This is a genomic window from Paenibacillus sp. J5C2022 (assembly GCF_025567625.1).
Classification (GTDB): domain Bacteria; phylum Bacillota; class Bacilli; order Paenibacillales; family Paenibacillaceae; genus Pristimantibacillus.
Window position 1 is genome coordinate 50776 of record NZ_JAOQJC010000020.1, and the last position, 20044, is coordinate 70819.

Sequence of the window (20044 nt, forward strand, 5' to 3'; positions counted from 1 at the left end):
GGGAACTGGAGTGTCCATACGATCGGTTATATTTATCGGGCTTGGGTTGCTGTTGTTGTATTTAATGTTTACTGTGGGATTGCCGTTCCTGCTGGCATTAATTATCGCCATCTTTTTGGAGCCGCTGAGCGGGCTGCTGATGAACAGATTTAAAATGAACCGGTTGGCTGCTTCAACGATTTCCAGTTCCCTGTTTACACTGGGCTTTCTCGGTCTGATCGTGCTGCTTGGGATTAAAATCGTTGCGGAACTGATTGCTTTCCTGGATCGCGTTCCGAAATATTTTACCGACGGCAATGATTTCATCGACAAGCTGATGGTGGATGGAAGAAGCTTGTACCAGTCGCTTCCGCCGGACGCGGTTGCAACGATCGAAGACTTCCTGGTTGGCTTGACCAAGTATATCGAGCAGCTCATCGGTACGTTGTCCAAGACGCTTCTTGCCTTCGCCACCGGTCTGCCGAATATGTTCATCTTCTTTATCGTATTCCTTGTCGCGGTATACATGTTCAGCTTCAGTCTGAATACGTTGAAGGCTTCCGTGCTGTCCCTGTTCGAGGAGAACTCCCGGCCGCAAGTGGATCAAGTGCTGGTTAATTTGCGCAAGTCGATTTTCGGCTTTCTGCGCTCGCAGTTTATTTTAAGCGCATTAACGTACATCATTTCATTCGTCGGCTTGCTTATTCTGGATATTAAATATCCGATGGCTATCGCCTTCCTTATCATTATCGTGGACATCCTCCCGATATTGGGAACGGGGTCCGTTCTGGTGCCCTGGGGAAGTTATCTCATCATAACGGGCGACATGTTCACCGGCTTCGGCCTGATCGTGCTGTTCCTCGTCATAACCGTCTTCCGTCGCATTATCGAGCCTAAAATATTGGGCGATGCGGTAGGGATCGGCGCGTTGCCCGCCCTTATCAGCCTATATGTCGGCTTCAAGCTGGTGGGAGTTATCGGCGTATTTCTCGGCCCGCTGGTCGTCATTATCTACATAGCTGCGCGGCAGGCGGGGTTGTTCCAGAAGCGAATTCAGCTGTAGCAGGCTTGCATGGAAGATGCCCGCTTGGCACATAACGCGAAGGAGCATGTATGGAACAGATCGGTGTTGCAGTGAACGCACGTCGGAAACTGGCATGTCAGGAAGAGGTGTCAGGAAGAGGTTGACAACAAGCGCCGTTCGGCGTTATAGTCTTACAAGGAAATCCACTAGGGGCGCCGCGAGGCTGAGATAAAGCGCATTGCTTTGGTCCCTTTGAACCTGATCTGGGTCATGCCAGCGTAGGAAAGTGGGACAACGGCTATACGCCAATCGGCGTATGCCTTATACGTTTGCAGATGCGAATCTATGCGCCGTGCTCGACATGGCCGCACAAGCGCCGCCGAAATTCCGCCGTGAATCAAGCGTTTGTCCGCGGCATTGATGTACCGGGCGCCTGCTTTTTGCACTGCAGCGTCCTATTACTTTCTCATATGTCTGCGTATGCCTCCAGGTGGAATTCCAATATTCCATTGGGAGGTTTTTTGTTGTTATGACAATGTTGACAACGCCGTTGCCCGGCAGCTGCAAAGTGTACGTGGAAGGCTCCGCACTGTCCATTCAAGTGCCGATGAGAGAGATTGTCCTGGAGGACAGCGAGGGAAGAGGCGGAGAGAAGCTCCCGAACGAGCCGGTGCGCGTCTATGATTCCAGCGGTCCTTATACCGACGAGGCTTATCAACCGGATGTGCGGGCAGGACTGCCCAAGCTGAGAGAGCGGTGGATTGCCGAAAGGGATGATGCGGAACGGTACGATGGCCGCGAGGTGCGACCGGAAGACAACGGCTTCTCCACGGAGGAGAAGGCGCAGACTCGCGGAGCGGAGCTGTTCCCGAACGTGCAGAAGCGTCCGCTGCGCGCCAAGGGGGAAGCTAATGTGACGCAGCTTCATTATGCCCGCAATGGAGTCGTTACGCCGGAGATGGAGTTCATCGCGATCAGGGAAGGCATGAGTCCGGAATTCGTCAGGGACGAGGTGGCGGCGGGAAGAGCCATCATTCCGGCGAACATTAATCATCCCGAGATTGAACCGATGATCATCGGCAGGAACTTCCATGTGAAGATCAATGCGAACATCGGCAATTCCGCCGTCGCCTCCTCTATCGAGGAGGAAGTGGAGAAGATGACGTGGGCAACGCGCTGGGGTGCGGACACGATTATGGACTTGTCCACCGGCAAGAACATACATACGACGCGGGAGTGGATTATTCGCAATTCTCCCGTCCCGGTCGGAACGGTGCCGATCTATCAAGCGCTGGAGAAGGTGAACGGCAAAGCGGAGGAGCTGAGCTGGGAAGTATTCCGCGATACGCTGATCGAGCAAGCGGAGCAGGGCGTCGACTACTTCACGATTCATGCCGGCGTCTTGCTGCGGTATATCCCGCTGACAGCGAAGCGCGTGACGGGTATCGTGTCCCGCGGCGGATCGATTATGGCGGCATGGTGTCTCGCCCACCACAAGGAGAACTTCCTCTATACGCACTTCGAGGACATCTGCGAGATTATGAAGCGCTATGACGTCTCCTTCTCGCTGGGCGACGGCTTGCGTCCCGGCTCCATCGCCGACGCCAACGACGAAGCGCAATTCGCCGAGCTGGAGACACTGGGAGAGCTGACGAAGATCGCTTGGCGGCATGACGTGCAGGTAATGATCGAAGGCCCCGGCCACGTTCCCATGCATCTCATCAAGGAGAATATGGACCGTCAGCTGGAAGTGTGCGACGAAGCGCCGTTCTATACGCTGGGCCCTCTCACGACGGACATCGCGCCTGGCTATGATCATATTACTTCCGCGATCGGTGCGGCGATGATCGGCTGGTTCGGTACGGCCATGCTCTGCTACGTGACGCCGAAGGAGCATCTGGGCTTGCCGAACAAGGAGGATGTGAAGGAAGGGGTCGTTACTTACAAAATTGCCGCGCACGCTGCCGATCTGGCGAAAGGCCATCCCAGAGCGAAGCTGCGGGACGATGCGCTGTCGAAGGCCAGATTCGAATTCCGCTGGCGCGATCAGTTCCATCTGTCGCTGGACCCCGAGCGCGCAATGTCCTACCACGATGAGACGCTCCCTGCGGAAGCGGCGAAGTCCGCACACTTCTGCTCCATGTGCGGTCCTAAATTCTGCAGCATGCGCATTACACAGGATATTCGCGAGTACGCGGCGCAGAAGGGACTGGAGACGACCGAGGCGATCCAGGAAGGCATGAAGGAGAAGTCGGAGGTGTTCAAAGCGTCCGGGAGCCGAATCTATGGGTAGTCTGACCGGCGGTTCTGGCTGGAAGGAGCGCTATTCCAGACAGATTCGCTTCGCGCCGATTGGCGTCGAAGGCCAGCGCTCGCTGGACTTCTCATCCGCGCTAATCGTCGGCTGCGGCGCACTTGGCGCTTCGCTTGCGCAGCATATGGCGCGGGCGGGCGTCGGCCGTATCGTCATCGCCGATCGGGATTACGTGGAGCCCAGCAACTTGCAGCGGCAGGTGCTGTTCGACGAAGCGGATGCGGAACAGGCGCTGCCCAAGGCAGCGGCGGCGGCCGAGAAGCTCCAGCGAATCAATAGCGCCATTCGCATCGATGCGCATGTGTCGGACGTGAGCCGGCATAATGTGGAGAAGTTCGCGGACGGCGTACAGCTCATATTGGACGGCACGGACAATGCGGCAACGCGGCTGCTGCTCAGCGACGCCGCCTTCCGGCAAGGCATTCCGTTCCTGTATGGCGGAGTAGTCGGAGCGCAAGGCATGAGCGCGGTGCTGGTTCCCGGTGAGACGGCGTGTCTTCGCTGCCTGATCGGCGGCGAAGCCTCTGCGCTTGAAGGAGACAGCTGCGACTCAGTCGGCGTGCTTGCGGCAGCGGTGGAATGGGTGGCGTCGCTGCAGGCGATCGAGGCGGTCAAGTGGCTGACGGGCAACCGCGAAGCGGTAAGGGGCACATGGCTGAGCGCGGACCTATGGGACTACCGCGTTCGAGAATCCCGGCTTCCGGGCGGAACGCCCTCATGCCCGCATTGCGGAGTTGCCGCTGAAGTAGAGCGTCGGGGAATCGGAGGGGGGAAGACATATGGGAGCGGGCCTGCCATGGAGCCTGCGGCAACGGTGCTGTGCGGCCGCGACTCCGTTCAGGTGACGCTGGGCGTGGAGCTGGATATGCCGCTGCTGAGAGAATCCTTGCAGCGGCGGGGGTGCAGGCTGCAGGCGAACAAGTACTTGGTGAAGGCCTATCTGCCTCAGGGGGAAAGGCTGGTGCTGTTCCCGGACGGCCGGGTGCTGGTGCAAGGAACGTCGGACGTTGCGGGAGCGGAAGACTTATGCCGCCATTATGTGACGGAATACAGCATTGGAGGGATGAAGAGATGAGGGAGGGAGACTGGCGCGACTTCCGGCTCTATGCGATAACGGCCGAGAACAATCATCCCGGCAGGGATATGATCGCCGTCATGGAGCAGACGCTGATCGGGGGAGCCGATATCGTGCAGCTGCGCAACAAGACGGGATCGGAGCGGCAAGTGCTGGAGCAGGCTATAGCGCTTAGGGAGCTGACTCGGGCGTACGGGGTTCCGCTTATCGTTAACGATTATCCTCATATCGCATTGCAGGCGGATGCCGACGGTGTGCATCTGGGGCAAGAGGATATGACGGTGGCCGAGGCGAGAGCTCTGCTCGGTCCAGAGCGTATTATCGGGAAATCCACCCATAACCTGGAACAAGCGCTGACGGCGGAAGCGGACGGAGCGGATTATATCGGCGTCGGCCCCGTCTTCCCGACGGATACGAAGCCGGGACGTCAAGCGGTGACGACCTCTTACGTTCGCGAGGCGGCAAGCCGAATAGCGATTCCATTCGTCGCGATCGGCGGGATTACGCTAAGTAATGTAGATGCGGTGTTGAAGGCGGGAGCGACCCGAATCTGCTCTGTATCCGCCATCGTCGGAAGCGACGACCCGGCTGCCGTATGCCGGGCGATGAAGGAGAAAATATTGACGGCCGATCAAGGCGCGGGTCCGGGATGCGATGGAAGTCTTGCGCTGAAGGTGAACGGCAAGATGGTCCATTCGTCGGCTTCGACGATGGAAGATCTCATAGAAGAGCTGGGTCAAGGGAACAAGCGGATCGTCGTGGAGCTGAACGGAAGCATTGTCGCTCGGGAGGCTTGGCGCGATACGGCGCTGTCGTCCGAAGCGGAGATCGAGCTGGTGCAATTTGTAGGTGGAGGGTAATGGCGATGGGAATGGATGCTAATTGGGAAGAGGCGCCGCTGGTCATCGGCGGCAAGAAGCTGACCTCCAGATTTCTGCTGGGAACGGGGCGGTTCCCCAGTCCTGCTGTCATGCAGGCGGCACTTGACGCGTCAGGCGCGGAAGTGATCACATTCGCCGTCAGGCGAGTCGATCTGGACAGTGTGGAGGAAGATTCCATCCTGCAGCATGTGATTCACAGGCCTTATCACTATCTGCCCAATACGTCCGGTGCGCGCACTGCGGAAGAAGCCGTCCGCATCGCCAGACTGGCGAGAGCGGCGGGGTTAGGCGATTGGATCAAGGTGGAGATCAGCGGCCATCCGCTTACGCTGCTGCCCGATCCGCTGGAGACGCTGAGGGCAACTTCACGGCTGGCGGAGGAAGGCTTCACCGTACTGCCCTATACGTCGGACGACGTCATTCTGTGCAAGCGGCTGGAGGAAGCCGGCGCCGCCGCCGTCATGCCCGGGGCTTCACCGATCGGAACGGGGCTCGGACTGCTTAATCCGTACAATCTGTCCATGATCGTGGAAGAAGCGCAGGTTCCGGTTATCGTGGACGCGGGAATCGGTTCGCCGAAGGATGCTGCGGAGGCGATGGAGCTTGGAGCTTCAGCCATCTTGGCGAATACGCCGGTGGCGAAGGCGAAGGACCCTGTCGCGATGGCAAGAGCGTTCTCGCTGGCGATCGAAGCGGGCATGCTGGCACGCTATGCCGGACGCATACCGAAGAAGCGCTACGCATCGGCCAGCAGCGACGAAGCGGGCGCACTGTTCCGCCATGCGGATGAGTCGGCAGCTGCAAGCGGCGCAGCAGGCGGATTGGCATGACGGCTTCGGTCATTGTGCTCGGAGGAGGCATAATCGGGCTGTCTTGCGCATTCGAAGCCGCAAGGCGCCGCTACAAGGTAACCTTGCTGGAGCCGTATGTGCCCGGCGGGCAAGCGTCAGGTGCTGCAGCGGGCATGCTGGCCCCCTATTCCGAGAATACGGAGCAGCCGGACGACTTCTTCCGGCTGTGCGTGCGAAGCTTGCGCTTGTATCCCGATTGGGTGCGCGATGTGGAGCAATGCTCGGCGGCAGATGTGGAATGGGTGCGCAGCGGCAGTCTGAATGTGTTCCAGCATGAGGCGGACCTGCTTCCGTTGCAAGCCCGCATCCGGATGCACAATCAATGGGGAGCGGAGGCTGAGCTTGTGTCGGGGAGAGCCCTGCGGGAGCTGGAGCCCAAGCTGACGGACAAGGCGATCGCGGCGGTCTATACGCCGGAAGAAAGCCATGTGTACGCTCCCAAGCTGGTTGAAGCGCTGCTGAAGGCATGCCGTCGGCTTGGCGTCGACATTCGTCAAGACGCGGGAGAGCTGGAACGCTTGGAGCTTCATGATAGCGGAGGCGCAACCGTGAAGATGCGCCTGCTGGACAATGCGGTCGCATGCGACAAGCTTGTTGTCTGCTCCGGCGCCTGGTCCGGCCAGTATGAACGCTGGATCGGCATACGCATACCGATCCATCCCATACGCGGACAGATCTGTTCTTACGGAGGGACGATGCAAGATGTGCGTCATATCGTCATGTCTTCCCAGGCTTACTGGGTCGGCAAGCGGAACGATCGTATCATCTGCGGAGCGTCCGAGGATGTGGCGGGGTTCCGGAGCGATGTGACGGATAAGGGCATCAGCCGGCTTATTCGCAGCAGCGGGAGATGGTTCCCGCATTTGTCGCAGCAGCAGCCCTTGCATCGCTGGGCGGGCTTGCGGCCGGCGACGGTGGATGGCAGACCGCTGCTGGGTCCCGTCAGGGGCAACCGGGATGTCATTATGGCTGCCGGTCATTATCGCAACGGCATATTGCTTAGCCCTGTCACGGCGATGATCGTAGGGGATTTGCTGGACGGTCGGGAGAGTGAGTCGATAGCCGGATTTCTGCCGGAACGATTCACGGAGCGTGACAGCCGTCCGAACCAATCTGCGATGTCAACACATATACTGGGATGATAATACAACCTGTAGAAATTTGACTCGCAGGAGGGAAGAGCATGATTGCGGATATTCCGAACGAGGAGCTGCTGGACAAGGATGAAGTCATTGCCCGCATAAGAGCGGCAGTTGCGGACAAGCGGCCGTTCGCTCTCGTCCGGATCGGGGATGGAGAGAACTTTGTTCTATCGCAGGATTCCGTCTATACAATGGAGCAGGTATTGCATCAGACATGGGTGAAGGAAGCCAACAAGGGCAGGAAAGGGGTCAAGCTTCCCAATATCGAGATTCGCGACCGGATGGTGGAGGCGATTAAAGAAGCCGATATTGTCGGCGTGCTGACGAATGGGGACCGTACCATAATGGCTCATCACAGTCATAAGCGGGTGATGACGAATCAGATATTCAACTATTTCAAGTTGAAGCCCGATTATCTGTGCAGTGCGATCGTCAATCGGGATTTTATCCGGTATAGTCCGTTCTGGGATATGCTTCATGAGGAAGGAGCGCGACTCGCGCTAGTGTCCAGATGGGCAGGAGGCATGAAGCAGCGCTTGATCAGGCCGCCTTACAATCTGAACGTGGCATTCACATTGCCCTTCGAACGGTACGAGATGATGGAAGAGACGCTAGCCATTCTGGAGGAACGCAAGAATACGTACGATGTCGTGTTATGCTCCTGCGGGGTTAACGCAGTCGTGCTGTCGCATCAGATTGCGAAGCGGATCGGCAAGATAGGCATCGACTTCGGCATCGGCACGCAGATCATTTCTTCGGTTCCTATTAACAAGCCATAGCGGCATGGGGCTGTCCTTGAGGTCGACATATGACCTTGCAGGACAGCCCTTCGCCATGTGTCAGAGCGACCATCTTACGATGACGCCCGCTTGGGTCAACCCGCCCCCGAAGCCGTGCATCAGCACGATATCTCCCTTCTTCAGCTTCCCGGATCGTACAGCATCGTCGACGGCCAGCGGGATGGATGCGGCGGACGTATTGCCGTATCGGGCGATGCTGGACAAGGCCTGCTCCTCCGTGAATCCGACCCGTTCCGCCAAAGCTTCAATAATGCGCGCATTGGCATTGTGCGGAGCGAACCAGCTGATCTCTCCGGGGCTAAGCCCGCTTTCTTCCAATAACGTCTTAATGCCTTCCGATACATGGCTGACGGCCCAGCGGTACACTTCTCTGCCGTTCTGCACCAGCTTGCCGTTCGGTATAATTTCATGCTCCCCTATATAGGCTGCCCCATTGCTCAGGTAGACATGATGGCCGCCGGAGCCGTCCGTGCTGGAATAGGAAGACCATATATCCCCGTCTTCATTCCCGGAGTGCTCCAGCAATACCGCCCCCGCTCCATCGCCGAACAGGATGCAGGTCGTCCGGTCGGTGTAGTCGGTAATGCGCGAGAGAGCGTCGGCTCCAACGACGAGTACTTTGCGGTGTATGCCGGTCAACAGCAGCGCGTTCGCCAGCTGCAGGCCTGCGGTGAATCCCGCGCATGCCGCCTGGAGATCGACGCTGCCGCACGCCTTAGCGCCGATGTAGCCGCATACTCTCGCAGCCATGCTGGGGAATACTGTATCGGGAGTGGAGGTGGCGACGATCACATAATCGGCATCGTGAAGCTGCGTGCCGTAGCGGCTTGTCATGTTGTCAATTGCACGGAAGATCAAGTCGCTCGTATACTCGTTTTCCGCGGCTATTCTTCGCTCGTGAATGCCTGTGCGCTGAACGATCCATTCGTGTGACGTGTCCACCATCTTCTCCAGATCTTCATTGGTCAATATTCGGCTTGGTACATAGCTTCCGATTGCAGTTATCGCCGCTTGCGATTTTACTCTGTGGGCAGGTGCTGTCATCGAGAAGAGCACATCCTTTCGTTCGTTATTAGTACCTGATACTAATAGTTGATACCAATACTATAAGAGGAATAACTGGCAATTGTCAATAGCAAGAATAGCGATTGTCATTGCGGCACACGATAATGATGAGTAATCATTGAGCATCAGGAATGGAGGTTCTGAAATGCGCAATACATGGAAAGCATTATCAGCAGGAGTTGCAATAAGTATTCTGCTTAGCGGGTGTATGTCTAATGTAGGGGATCTCGGCAGGAAAAATATTCGTACAAATCAATTGAAATTCGATGCTAACGGCAACATAATCCGGGACAAGCGATTCGCCAACGACGGCATGAATGAGATGAACCGAATTAACGGGCGGATGCAGATGAATAATAATCTGGTGGGATCTCATAAAAATTATCGCTTGGAAATGAGTCAGTCCATTGGGGATAAAATAAGGGGAATTGTAGAAGTGAAATCGGCGTATGTCATGCTTGCCGACAACAATGCCTATGTAGCCTTGTCACTGGCCGATCGGTCGGGAGAGCTAAAGGGACTGAGCCGCTCCGAGATGGGCAAGATGGACCGGGATCGGATCGTTGAAAGCCGTCGAATAAGCAGCTTGTCGACAGCCGAGGAGATGCTGACGCCGGAATTGATGTACAAAGTCAAGTCGGTGGTGAAAGAGAACAGGCCGGCCGTGGAGCATGTGTATGTATCCGCCAATCCGGAATTCGTGGGACGTATGACAGCGTACTTCAACGATGTCCAACTGGGTCAGCCGGTGCAGAAGTATATCGCCGAGTTCAACGCCATGGCCGAGCGAGTGTTCCCGGTGGCGGTAGATGACGAGATGACAAGCGACAAGACGAAGAGCAAAGGCAGATTGTTGGATTAGAAGAAGCGTCTATATCTCGCAACCATGCAAGAACGGAGCTCCTGGAGCGGCTAAGGCCGAACCGGGAGCTCTTTCCATTGTCACGTATAATTCCATGCTCAATCGTCCATTCCAATGCGCTTGTCTCGTCATATAGTATTCTAGCTATTGGCAAAATTGGCTGGAAAGAAGGCGAGGTAGAGAGACGATGGATATTGAACAAGCAATAAGGGATTCGGAGGACCAGCGGACGGTAGCGATATTGGGATTGGGTTATGTCGGCTTGCCTCTGGCCTTGCTATTCGTGAAGTCGGGCTTTCGCGTGCTGGGCATTGATCCCGATACAGGCAAGATCGACAAGCTGCATAAAGGCATCAGCTACATTCATGAGATTGAGGACGAGACGGTGAAGGAAGCGATGAGCAGCCATCGATTTCTCCCTACTGCTCAATATAGCGCAATAGAGGCCGCGGAAGCCGTTATCATCTGCGTGCCTACGCCGCTTACGCCTTATGGAACACCGGATCTCAGCTATCTGACAGGTGCGATTGCGATGCTCGTTCCGGAGATGAAGCGGGGTCTGCTAATTGTGCTGGAGAGCTCTACTTATCCCGGGACGACGCGGGAGGTGCTGCTGCCGATGATGAGCAAGCGTGGACTGAAGGCGGGGAGCGACTATTATGCCGCCTACTCTCCGGAACGGGTAGACCCCGGCAATAAGCAATATCCTCTGGAGAAAATACCGAAGATTGTAAGCGGAGTGACCGAGCGGTGCCTGAAGAAAGTATCGGAGTTGTACGGCAGCGTCTTCCCTTCGATCCACCCCGTATCCAGCACGGATGCCGCCGAGATGGCGAAAATACTGGAAAATACGTACCGGCTTGTCAACATTTCGTTCATCAATGAAATGGCAATGCTCTGTGACCGGCTTGATCTTGATATATGGGAAGTGATCGAGGCGGCGGGCACGAAGCCGTTCGGCTTCCAGAAGTTCTCCCCCGGTCCCGGCATCGGCGGCCACTGTATTCCCGTGGACCCCTCCTACTTGCTGTGGAAAGTGAAGCAGCACGAAATGAATTCCGAATTCATTCAGTTGTCCAATGCGGTCAATCACCGGATGCCTCATTATATTGTGCAGCAGCTGAAGCAAGCCTTGTCTCCGAAAACCTACTTGAGCGCCAATATTATGGTGTATGGGGTGGCGTACAAGAAGGATATTGCCGATTGCCGCGAGTCCGCCGCTATCGACCTAATCGAGCTGCTTCGTCTCGAGGGGGCCAATGTCTATTATCACGACCCGTTCGTGCCGGATATCACCGTCAGTTCGACGACGCTTCGCAGCATCGAGCTTACCGAAGCCCATGTGAGAGAGATGGATGCCGTCGTGATCGCCACGGATCACAGCAATATTCCGCTGGAACTGCTGATGGAGCATGCCGTACTGCTGTACGATACCCGGAATGTAACGAAAGGCATGGCGGCCCGCACAGGCCTCATTCGTCTGGGAGCCGGCAGGACTTGAGCAAGTACAGCTGTACAAGGTAATAGGAAAGGAGACGGAACAGATGCGAATTATGACGATTCTGGGCACGAGACCGGAAATCATCCGTCTCAGCCTCATTATGCCCAAGCTGGATAATCGGGCTGCCAAGCACATTGTTGTGCATACCGGACAGAATCATCAGCACTGTCTGAACGACGTCTTTTTCGAGCAGTTGGGCTTGCGCAAGCCGGACTATAGCATTCGGCTGAGCGGCTATTCGCTCGGCGAGCAGTTGGGTGTCATGTTCAGAGAGGTCGAGGCGCTGCTCAAGAAGGAATCCCCCGATCGGATATTGCTGCTTGGAGACACCAACAGCGCGTTGTGCGCCTTGCTGTGCGAGCGCGCCGGCGTTCCGGTCTACCATATGGAGGCAGGCAACCGCTGCTTCGACCGGAAGGTGCCGGAGGAGTTGAATCGCAAAGTAATCGACGCTATCTCCAGCTTTAATCTGCCCTATACGGAAATATCCAGGGATAATTTATTGCGGGAAGGCGTGGAGAAGCACCGCGTGTGGGTATCGGGCAATCCCATCCGCGAGGTGCTTCAGCATTATCGTGACGGCATCGCGCAGAGCGATATTCTGCAGCGAATGGCCTTGAAGGAGAAGAAGTATCTTGTGCTGACGGCGCATCGTTCCGAGAATGTGGACGACAGGGAGCGTCTGCAAGGCATGATCGACGGGCTGAATGAGATTGCGGAGGAGCTGCAGCTGCCTGTCGTGTGCAGCGTACATCCGCGCCTTGCCAGCAGGCTTCAGCAATTCGGCATCGGCAATACGCATCCGCTCCTCAAGCTATGCGAGCCGTTCGGCTTCTTTCGACTTCGTGAAGCTTCAGCGCCATGCCCGCTGCGTCATAACGGACAGCGGCACCGTGCAGGAGGAAAGCTGTCTGATGGGCGTTCCGGCCGTAACGATACGCGACAGCACGGAGAGACCGGAGACGATTATGTGCGGCAGCAACGTGCTGTCCGGCTTGCGCGCCGGCAATATGCTTCGTGCCGTGAGGCTGATGATGGCGACGATGGGGAAGTGGGATTGTCCGAGGGAGTATATGGACCTGCGGGTATCGGAGAAGGTCGTCAATATGGTGCTGGGAGGGCTGCACGATGTTTAAGAACAGCATCATTTTGATTACGGGTGGGACGGGCTCCTGGGGACAAGTGCTGACGCGCAAGCTTCTGATGGAGAAGCCGAAGGAGGTGCGCATTCTGTCCCGGGGTGAGTTCAGTCAAGTGCAGATGGCCAGAGACTTCGACCATGATCCCGCATTGAAGTTCCTTATTGGCGATGTACGCGATTACGATGCGGTATGGCGGGCCTGCGAAGGCGTCGATTACGTCTTTCATCTGGCTGCGCTCAAGCACGTGCCGATATGCGAGCATCAGCCCGAAGAGGCACTGAAGACCAACGTGGCCGGGACGGACAATGTCATCCGGGCCAGCCTGGACCGAGGGGTGAAGAAGGTGATGGACGTATCGACGGATAAAGCGGTCAATCCCGTCAATTTCTATGGCATGACGAAGCTGCTGGGAGAGCGGCTGATGCTGATTGCCGACGAGAGAAGCACCACGACCCGCTTCATATGCATAAGGGGCGGCAATGTGCTCGGCACGCGCGGGAGCGTCGTCCCGTTCTTCAGGGACCGTATCCGAAGCGGACAGACGATTCCGATTACCTCCTTCGACATGACGCGGTTCCTTCTGACGGTGAACGAAGCAATCGAGCTGCTCCATAAGGCGGCGACGGAGGCGATTGGCGGTGAAATATATGTCATGCGCATGCCGGCTTGCAACATTCGCGACCTCGCCGCGACGATGCAGGCACATTACGATGCCGGGCATCTAAAGCTTGAAGAGGTCGGCATCCGTCCCGGGGAGAAGCTGCATGAAGAGCTGCTCTCCGCTCATGAGGCGAGCAGGGCGCGAATCTTCAGCAACCGGTATTATGTCATCCTTCCGATGCATCCCGGCGACGAGCACTTGCATAAATATAAAGGCTTGCCGAAAGTGAATTTCACGTCATACAACTCTGCCACCGGTCATATGTCGAAAGAAGAGATTGATCAGATGCTCGCCAAAGGAGGTTTCTATCAATGAAGGACGTCAATATGATCGTAGATATTCAATTCAACAGTCTGGAGTACAGCAAACAGATCTATCAGAAATCATGGATCGATTATCGGATGGCGATCTCCATGAAATATACGATTCCCTGCTTGAAAGGGCAGACGATGAGCGATTTCACGGTGTACTTCTATTACAAGGATGAGACGGAACCGCTTATTCGTGAAGCGCTGAGCGATTACGAGCCGCTGCCGCCGCATATTCAATTCGTTCCTTACTCCACAAGGCAGGAGCTTCAGAATGAAGCGGCGCGCGGGGCCGACAAGCTGTACATCGTCCGCTTGGACTCTGACAACATGCTGCGCAAGGACTTCTTCCAGCGGGTGCGAAGCGCGAAGCTTGAGTACGATACGAAAGCGATCATTACTCAGCACGGCTATCTGTACGATTCCAACAAGCACCGGATGGCGATCGTCTCCTACCATTCGCCGTCGTTCTATACGCTCGTCTATCGCTCTGCGGACTACTTGTCGGGTGTGCGCCATGCTCTGAAGAAGCATCATGACGCAATCAAGCATAAGCATGTACTATTGCAAGACCGCAACTTCGTCGTTGTGGTGCATGGCACGAACGTGCTTAACCGCTTCAAGGTGAACAGAGCTTCCGAGCTTATCGGGCAATCGGAGATACAGGAAATACTGGAGCGGTTCTGCTGACAAGACGATAGAGGAGGAACGGGATCGTGAAGAAAATTGTCGTGTTGGGCGGGGGAGGCATGGCCGGCCATGTGCTCCGCCTTTTTCTGGCATCGCGAGGTCATGAGGTCTATTACACGCAGCGCAGCGGAAAGGAGGAGGAAGCGATTCCGCTTGACCTGCGCGACTTTGAAGGGGGGCGGACGGTGCTGGAACGGCTGAAGCCCGACGTTGTCATCAATGCGGCCGGGTTATTGAACGATGCAGCGAGCAACAGGCTTCAGGAGGCGATTCTCGTGAACAGTCTGCTGCCGCACCGACTGGCCGATTGGGGAGATGAGCTGAATTACCGGCTGCTGCATATTAGCACCGATTGCGTCTTCTCCGGAATAGGCGGCCCATATGAGGAGAGCAGAGTGCAAGACGGTTCCTCCGTCTATGCCAAGACGAAGAGTCTGGGAGAAGTGAACCGGCCGGGTCATCTGACGATTCGCACTTCCATTATCGGACCGGAGCTGCATGACCGGGGTATTGGCTTGTTCCACTGGTTCATGTCGCAGACGGGAGAGGTGCAGGGCTACTCCAGAGTGTATTGGAATGGTGTAACGACGCTTGAGTTAGCCCGGTTCGCCATCTGGTGCGTGGAGAGTTCTGCTGCGCTTGACGGTGTCATCCATCTGGCCTCCGGAAGCAAAGTGTCGAAGGATGAGCTGCTGCGCATGATGAACCGGATATTCCGCGTCAAGGGAGAAGTAACCATCCGCTCGTGCGACAAGCTTCATCATGACAAGAGTCTGCTCGGCACGCGATCGGATTGCTCCTACGAAGTGCCTTCTTACGATAAAATGCTGAGGATGCAGCTGGATTGGATGCAGCAGCATCCTCGCTTATACCGCCATTATCGGCTAGCCGCCGATTTCGTCTGACGGGTCGGGAGGAAGCATGTTCTCACGCTTCCTCCTTCGCGATGGAAAGGCGTTCCAGATGAGCGCTGTAGCCGAACTTTCGCTCCACGTGTGCCAGTGCTCGCTCAACTTGTTTTTCATAATGATCGCCATCTTCCATCAGAATGCGAATGGCTTCCCGCACTTCATCGGGCTTCGCATAGGTCGCAGCCTCGCCGAACAGGGACTGGTAGTCGTCCGGCACGATGACGGGCACTCCGCTAGCCATTGCCTCGAAGATGACCCGGCCGAACCCTTCAATGCAATTGGGATGAATGTAATAGACGAAGACGTCGAGCTCCTGAAGGAATGCGCGGGGCGCCTGCGCGCCGTAGGGAGCCACCTTCCAATTGGCAGGCAGACCGCCCATAATGCGCTTCGGGATATCGGCGCCGCCCAATATCCGGATCTCGTAATCCGGCGCATCAGGATAGACGGCCAACAATTCCCGCTTGCTCGACGGCCACTTCTCGAAGCGGTCCCGGGCATGCCTGCCGATGCGAATCTTGTCATGCGGAGCGGGTCTTCCGGGGCGCCGCCATTGGGAGACATCAATAATATTGACCCAATCGCTTGGCGACAGCCGGATGTTCGTCAACGCATTCGCATGGTTCTTCTGCAGCGTGTCCCGAATTTGCGGCCCGATGGGATGCCAGAGCGGCTTCTGGCAGAAGTATTCCTGCACTCGCCGATCGCAGGTTCCGATCTCGTAGACCGTCTCTCCGCCCTTGCCATAACTTCGCTTCGGTGTCTGATTGACGATCAGATGAATGCGGTCCGCCGTTATGCGCGGCACCTCCTGCTTGGCTTGAAGAATGCGGGGATGCCGGATAATCATTACTTCGCATGCAGCTTGCTCGTCATGACGAAGAAGCGCGACGCGTCTTCCGTCGATCAGGGACTGAATGGCAGGATTCATCCGATACTTTGCGCGCGGATTGAAGTAGAGGGGGACAAGTCCGGTAGTCAGGCCCGCTCCAAGCTGCGCATACACCTCCTCGACATTGGAGGCGGTAGTGCCGCCCGGCAGGCTGAAGTCGGAGACGATGATGACGTCGAAGTGTCGGCAGGACTGCGCCGGGGAAGCCGAATGTGAGTCAGACATATTCGCCACGCTCCATTCCATGAATTGTTCCGCTGCACTCATTCTATTCGAGACAGTTAAGAAGGGGTCCAATCGGTCAGACACGCATCCTCATACAATAGGAAGAGGAGGCAAGAATGATGAAAATCGTAAAATTGATCAGAAAACACTCCTTTCAGGATGTGCGGGTGTACCAAAAGCAGGCGCGCAGTCTGGCGGCAATGGGCTACGATGTCTGCTTGATGGCTCCCCGGTACAATGGCAATCTGCTTGACATCAACCGCAGGCCGGTAGGCGGAGCACTGTACCGTGGCATACGATTCCAGCTCGACGGTGTGACGTTCGCGACCTTTGCCGCCAAGCGCTCCGTTACGGATAAGGAAGCAGCCGCTTGGGAAAGCCGAATGCTGACGGAGCTCCAGGGGGAGACGCCTGACAGTCCGCTCTCATGGGACGGGCTGCTGTCGGGGGCGCTGCTGGAGGAAGGCGATGTGTACCATGCACATGAACCATGGACGCTGTATGAGGCGGTGATGGCCAAGCGGCTGTTGCAGCGGCAAGGGAAGCGGGCGAAGGTCATCTTCGATGCGCACGAGCTGGAAGGCGATTCGCCATTGCTCAGGCGGCTTATGCTGGAGACCGATCACATGATTACCGTGTCGGACAGCATCGGCGAGCTGTACAGGCAGCGCTATCCCCATGTAACCGTGTCTATCATCTACAATTCCCCTTTGTACGAGAATGAAGTAGCGGAGACGGCTCCTGCCGCAGCATCGGACGAGAAGGCATTCACGATCGGATATGAGGGGATGCTTACGAAGGAGAAAGGCGATCCCGTTCGCATCATGGCTATCGCCGACAGGCTTGCTCAGGAAGGCATTAACGTCCGGTTCAAGGTGCTTGGCAAAGTAGTACTTCCCTACGGCCAGGGGAAAGTGAATATGGAGAAGGTGCTGTGCGATCATCCCCGCATCGACTACGGATGGGCGCCATTCCAGCAGTTGGGCAAGTTGTGGAGCGGGGTCGACGCCGGCTATATCTACTTCGATCTGGGCGTTTCCAACCGGATTCACGCGCTGCCGAACAAGCTGTTCAGCCTGATGAACAGCGGTGTCCCCATCGTGGTCAACGCCGCGCAGGCGATGGGCGATCTCATTAACCGCTATCAGTGCGGCATCGTCATTCCGAAGCGGAATCCTTCCGCCGACGACTACGCGGAGCAGTTCGCCTTGCTCTACCGCGATCGCGAGCTGCTTCACAGGCTGGGACGCAACGCCAAGGAAGCGATGCACAGCACGTACAGCTGGAATCGGATGGAACAGCGGTTGCGGGATATTTATCATTCATTGTGAAGTACGCCCCAGGAAATGAACGATATGCCGGACGATCGCTTCAGCTGTATGGCCGTCTCCGAAGATGGGCGGGGATTCATGGGGCGCCTCAATAGCTTGATAGGCGGCAACTATGGCATCCTCGCTGTCCGGAGGCGCAAGCCTGTTCCAGCCTGCGGCGACGGTTCCTCCCCATTCCGTCTCGCTTCTCAGCGTGACGCACGGCACTTGCAGCATATAGGCTTCCTTCTGCAGACCGCCAGAGTCCGTCAACACCGCTTCCGCATGATGCAGCAGACAGAGCATATCCAGATAGGGAAGGGGAGAGCATTGCTTAATATTCGGCGCGTTCAACAGACGCTCCAGTCCCCACTTCTTCACATAACCGGCAGTTCGGGGATGCAGCGGCATTACGACGGTGCGGCCAAGGCGGGCGACCGCGCCCAGGATGGCGGCAAGCCTTCCGGGGGAATCGGTATTCTCCGCTCGATGAATCGTAGCCAGCACGTACTGACCGGGCTGCAAGCCAAGCTTCCCCGGCATAGCGGACTCAGCCAGCGCGGCGGAGCGGAAGGCGAGCACGCCGTCGTACATAATATCTCCCACCTGGTAGACATGATCACGAATGCCCTCCCGAACAAGATGGGCTACGGCTTCGTCCGTCGGGCAGAACAGCAAGGATGACAAGTGATCGGTGACGACACGGTTAATTTCCTCCGGCATCTGCCGGTTGAAGCTGCGAAGCCCCGCTTCGACATGTGCGATGGGGATGCCCAGCTTGGCTGCGGCCAGACTCGCGGCTACGGTCGAATTGGTATCGCCATACACGAGCACCATATCCGGCTTCTCCTTCAACAGCACCGCTTCAATGTCCGCCAGCATGCGCGCCGTCTGCCGGGCATGCGTGTCGGAGCCGGCCGACAGCTGGTATTCCGGCTCAGGGATGCCGAGCTGCTGGAAAAAAACATCGGACATCGCATGGTCGTAATGCTGACCGGTATGAATCAGTATCTCTTCCCCGGCTGCGCGCAGCGCCTTGCTCAAGCATGCGGCCTTCACGAATTGGGGCCTTGCGCCAACAACGGACGCCACTTTCATTCGCTCCACTCCTCTACTCACTCCTCGCATCGCGATATACGCTCCTCGATGCTTGCTTCTCGCTTCAATTCGCATGTTGCCCTCGCTTAAATGTATGCCGGGAGCATCCCTCCGGATTCTAATTCTTTCCCCCATTCACCTAAATTGGCTTGACTTCAGTCCATCGTCCATATCGCTCCGCTGTTATATTCATATACTGATATGCGAGGAAGATAGAGGACAGCGACCTGCAGGAAGGAGTGTGACCGCGTTGGCGTTGCTGCGCATAGGATTGGTTGGCTGCGGGCGGATCGCCGAGAAGCATGTCATGGCATTGACGAAGCTGCGGGAGGAAGCCGAATTGACCGCTATATGCGATATCTCCGCCGAGCGGCTGGAGCAATTCGGCCGGCGTATAAGACACCCGCATTATCCCGCAGTGCGGCAGTATTCCTCTGTTGAGGAGATGCTTGCGTCTGACGGGATCGATCTCGTCACGATTGCGACCAGCAGCGATTCCCATGCCCCGCTCGTCCGTCAGGCGCTGCGAGCGGGCAAGCATGTGCTGGTTGAGAAGCCGCTCGCATTGACGCTGGACGAAGCCAGGGAGATCGTACGGGAAGCCGAAGCGCGGCATCTGACGCTCGCTGTCTCGTTCCAGGCCAGATATTTGCCGCAGATCGTGGCGATAAAGCGAGCCGTGACCGGCAACAAATTCGGCACGCTGGCTCACGGCGTCGTATCGATGAGGTGGCACCGTTCCGAAGCATACTACGCCGAAGCGTCATGGCGGGAGGAGTGGCAGCGGGGAGGCGGCTTGTTCATGAACCAGTGCATTCATTATGTCGATCTGCTGCAATGGCTGATGGGTCCGGTTGCCTCGGTCTACGCGCAAGGAGGCGTGTACGGGCAAGATATCGCCGTGGAGAACATGGGTGCCGCGGTGCTGCGATTCCACAGCGGTGCTGTTGGTATCGTGGAAGCGTCCAACGGCACTTATCCTCATTCCTTGGGAACCTCCATCGGCTTGTTCGGGAATAAAGGAGCGGTGCTGCTGGAAGGCGACCGACTGAATGAATTGAAGAGGTGGGCATTTCATGAAGCGTGTTCGGATACAGCTTTACCGGAGCTTGATGACCGTATCTCACATACTCCGCTTTATAGTGATCTAGTGAAGGCTATTCGCACAGGGAGCCATCCACTTGCGGCTGCCGATTCATCGATAGCCGCTGTCGAGATCGTGCTTGCGATCTACCAGTCAATGGCAACGGGCAAGGTGATTGAGCTTCCGCTGGGCAATTTCAATATGAGCGATATGGCATGGATGGAGTGAC

General features: G+C 56.7%; 17 protein-coding genes, 1 pseudogene and 1 riboswitch. Of the genes and pseudogenes, 15 read left to right on the forward strand and 3 right to left on the reverse strand.

Annotated features, from left to right (window positions below):
• Window positions 1-10 precede the first annotated feature (10 nt).
• From ytvI to M6D81_RS17025, 7 genes are all read left to right on the forward strand, one after another.
• A complete protein-coding gene (gene ytvI, locus M6D81_RS16990; protein WP_262678110.1) occupies window positions 11-1042 on the forward strand; it encodes a sporulation integral membrane protein YtvI in 1032 nt (343 codons plus the stop codon).
• Window positions 1043-1201: 159 nt separating this feature from the next.
• Window positions 1202-1305: riboswitch (TPP riboswitch) on the forward strand.
• A gap of 227 nt (window positions 1306-1532) precedes the next feature.
• Window positions 1533-3296, forward strand: coding sequence for a phosphomethylpyrimidine synthase ThiC (thiC, locus tag M6D81_RS16995; protein WP_262678111.1), 1764 nt, complete (start codon window positions 1533-1535; stop codon window positions 3294-3296).
• Entirely contained in the window at window positions 3289-4392 is a 1104-nt protein-coding gene (locus M6D81_RS17000) for a ThiF family adenylyltransferase (RefSeq protein WP_262678112.1), read from the forward strand. The genes thiC and M6D81_RS17000 overlap by 8 nt, the downstream gene beginning before the upstream one ends.
• On the forward strand, window positions 4389-5252 hold the full coding sequence (gene thiE / locus M6D81_RS17005) for a thiamine phosphate synthase (protein ID WP_317259139.1): 864 nt from the start codon (window positions 4389-4391) through the stop codon (window positions 5250-5252). Before M6D81_RS17000 ends, thiE begins: the two co-directional genes overlap by 4 nt.
• Window positions 5253-5257: 5 nt before the next feature.
• The gene (locus M6D81_RS17015) at window positions 5258-6103 is read left to right on the forward strand and encodes a thiazole synthase (protein WP_410795751.1); all 846 of its coding nucleotides are present in this window, start codon (window positions 5258-5260) and stop codon (window positions 6101-6103) included.
• Window positions 6100-7266, forward strand: a complete 1167-nt coding sequence (gene thiO, locus M6D81_RS17020) for a glycine oxidase ThiO (protein WP_262678113.1) — start codon at window positions 6100-6102, stop codon at window positions 7264-7266. Before M6D81_RS17015 ends, thiO begins: the two co-directional genes overlap by 4 nt.
• Window positions 7267-7307: 41 nt before the next feature.
• Complete coding sequence (locus M6D81_RS17025; RefSeq protein ID WP_262678114.1) at window positions 7308-8045, forward strand: GT-D fold domain-containing glycosyltransferase; 738 nt, start codon at window positions 7308-7310, stop codon at window positions 8043-8045.
• A gap of 60 nt (window positions 8046-8105) precedes the next feature.
• On the opposite strand, the gene M6D81_RS17030 is transcribed toward M6D81_RS17025, so the two are convergent.
• Window positions 8106-9110, reverse strand: coding sequence for a ketoacyl-ACP synthase III (locus M6D81_RS17030; protein ID WP_262678115.1), 1005 nt, complete (start codon window positions 9108-9110; stop codon window positions 8106-8108).
• Between the two features lie 166 nt (window positions 9111-9276).
• On the opposite strand from M6D81_RS17030, the gene M6D81_RS17035 reads away from it, so the two are divergent.
• The 6 genes and pseudogenes from M6D81_RS17035 (at window position 9277) to M6D81_RS17060 (ending at window position 15200) form a co-directional block, all read left to right on the forward strand.
• A complete protein-coding gene (locus tag M6D81_RS17035) occupies window positions 9277-9993 on the forward strand; it encodes a YhcN/YlaJ family sporulation lipoprotein (protein WP_262678116.1) in 717 nt (238 codons plus the stop codon).
• Between the two features lie 187 nt (window positions 9994-10180).
• Window positions 10181-11494: a nucleotide sugar dehydrogenase gene (locus tag M6D81_RS17040; RefSeq protein WP_262678117.1), complete on the forward strand. Its 1314-nt coding sequence runs from the start codon at window positions 10181-10183 to the stop codon at window positions 11492-11494.
• A gap of 43 nt (window positions 11495-11537) precedes the next feature.
• Window positions 11538-12630 (forward strand): annotated as a pseudogene (wecB, locus tag M6D81_RS17045) (non-hydrolyzing UDP-N-acetylglucosamine 2-epimerase).
• Window positions 12623-13612, forward strand: coding sequence for a polysaccharide biosynthesis protein (locus tag M6D81_RS17050; protein WP_262678118.1), 990 nt, complete (start codon window positions 12623-12625; stop codon window positions 13610-13612). Before wecB (M6D81_RS17045) ends, M6D81_RS17050 begins: the two are co-directional and overlap by 8 nt.
• A complete protein-coding gene (locus tag M6D81_RS17055; RefSeq protein ID WP_262678119.1) occupies window positions 13609-14295 on the forward strand; it encodes a putative rhamnosyl transferase in 687 nt (228 codons plus the stop codon). The genes M6D81_RS17050 and M6D81_RS17055 overlap by 4 nt, the downstream gene beginning before the upstream one ends.
• Window positions 14296-14321: 26 nt before the next feature.
• Complete coding sequence (locus M6D81_RS17060) at window positions 14322-15200, forward strand: dTDP-4-dehydrorhamnose reductase family protein (protein ID WP_262678120.1); 879 nt, start codon at window positions 14322-14324, stop codon at window positions 15198-15200.
• A gap of 22 nt (window positions 15201-15222) precedes the next feature.
• Here M6D81_RS17060 and M6D81_RS17065 read toward each other — a convergent pair whose 3' ends face one another.
• Window positions 15223-16323, reverse strand: coding sequence for a glycosyltransferase (locus M6D81_RS17065; RefSeq protein WP_262678121.1), 1101 nt, complete (start codon window positions 16321-16323; stop codon window positions 15223-15225).
• A gap of 116 nt (window positions 16324-16439) precedes the next feature.
• Between M6D81_RS17065 and M6D81_RS17070 the strand changes: the two genes are divergently transcribed.
• Window positions 16440-17654 carry a glycosyltransferase gene (locus M6D81_RS17070; RefSeq protein ID WP_262678122.1) on the forward strand — a complete coding sequence of 405 codons (1215 nt, stop codon included), beginning with the start codon at window positions 16440-16442 and terminating at the stop codon, window positions 17652-17654.
• Here the strand turns inward: M6D81_RS17070 and wecB (M6D81_RS17075) are convergent.
• Window positions 17646-18761 (reverse strand): non-hydrolyzing UDP-N-acetylglucosamine 2-epimerase, encoded by a 1116-nt coding sequence (gene wecB / locus M6D81_RS17075; protein WP_262678123.1) that lies wholly within the window; start codon window positions 18759-18761, stop codon window positions 17646-17648. The genes M6D81_RS17070 and wecB (M6D81_RS17075) overlap by 9 nt on opposite strands.
• A gap of 220 nt (window positions 18762-18981) precedes the next feature.
• On the opposite strand from wecB (M6D81_RS17075), the gene M6D81_RS17080 reads away from it, so the two are divergent.
• Complete coding sequence (locus tag M6D81_RS17080; protein ID WP_262678124.1) at window positions 18982-20043, forward strand: Gfo/Idh/MocA family protein; 1062 nt, start codon at window positions 18982-18984, stop codon at window positions 20041-20043.
• Window position 20044 lies beyond the last annotated feature (1 nt).

Coding starts and splice junctions, on each gene's coding strand:
- thiC (WP_262678111.1), top strand. CDS start 1,533: ATGACAATGTTGACAACGCCGTTGCCCGGCAGCTGCAAAGTGTACGTG.
- M6D81_RS17000 (WP_262678112.1), top strand. CDS start 3,289: ATGGGTAGTCTGACCGGCGGTTCTGGCTGGAAGGAGCGCTATTCCAGA.
- thiE (WP_317259139.1), top strand. CDS start 4,389: ATGAGGGAGGGAGACTGGCGCGACTTCCGGCTCTATGCGATAACGGCC.
- M6D81_RS17015 (WP_410795751.1), top strand. CDS start 5,258: ATGGGAATGGATGCTAATTGGGAAGAGGCGCCGCTGGTCATCGGCGGC.
- thiO (WP_262678113.1), top strand. CDS start 6,100: ATGACGGCTTCGGTCATTGTGCTCGGAGGAGGCATAATCGGGCTGTCT.
- M6D81_RS17025 (WP_262678114.1), top strand. CDS start 7,308: ATGATTGCGGATATTCCGAACGAGGAGCTGCTGGACAAGGATGAAGTC.
- M6D81_RS17030 (WP_262678115.1), bottom strand. CDS start 9,110: ATGACAGCACCTGCCCACAGAGTAAAATCGCAAGCGGCGATAACTGCA.
- M6D81_RS17035 (WP_262678116.1), top strand. CDS start 9,277: ATGCGCAATACATGGAAAGCATTATCAGCAGGAGTTGCAATAAGTATT.
- M6D81_RS17040 (WP_262678117.1), top strand. CDS start 10,181: ATGGATATTGAACAAGCAATAAGGGATTCGGAGGACCAGCGGACGGTA.
- M6D81_RS17050 (WP_262678118.1), top strand. CDS start 12,623: ATGTTTAAGAACAGCATCATTTTGATTACGGGTGGGACGGGCTCCTGG.
- M6D81_RS17055 (WP_262678119.1), top strand. CDS start 13,609: ATGAAGGACGTCAATATGATCGTAGATATTCAATTCAACAGTCTGGAG.
- M6D81_RS17065 (WP_262678121.1), bottom strand. CDS start 16,323: ATGTCTGACTCACATTCGGCTTCCCCGGCGCAGTCCTGCCGACACTTC.
- M6D81_RS17070 (WP_262678122.1), top strand. CDS start 16,440: ATGATGAAAATCGTAAAATTGATCAGAAAACACTCCTTTCAGGATGTG.
- wecB (WP_262678123.1), bottom strand. CDS start 18,761: ATGCGAGGAGTGAGTAGAGGAGTGGAGCGAATGAAAGTGGCGTCCGTT.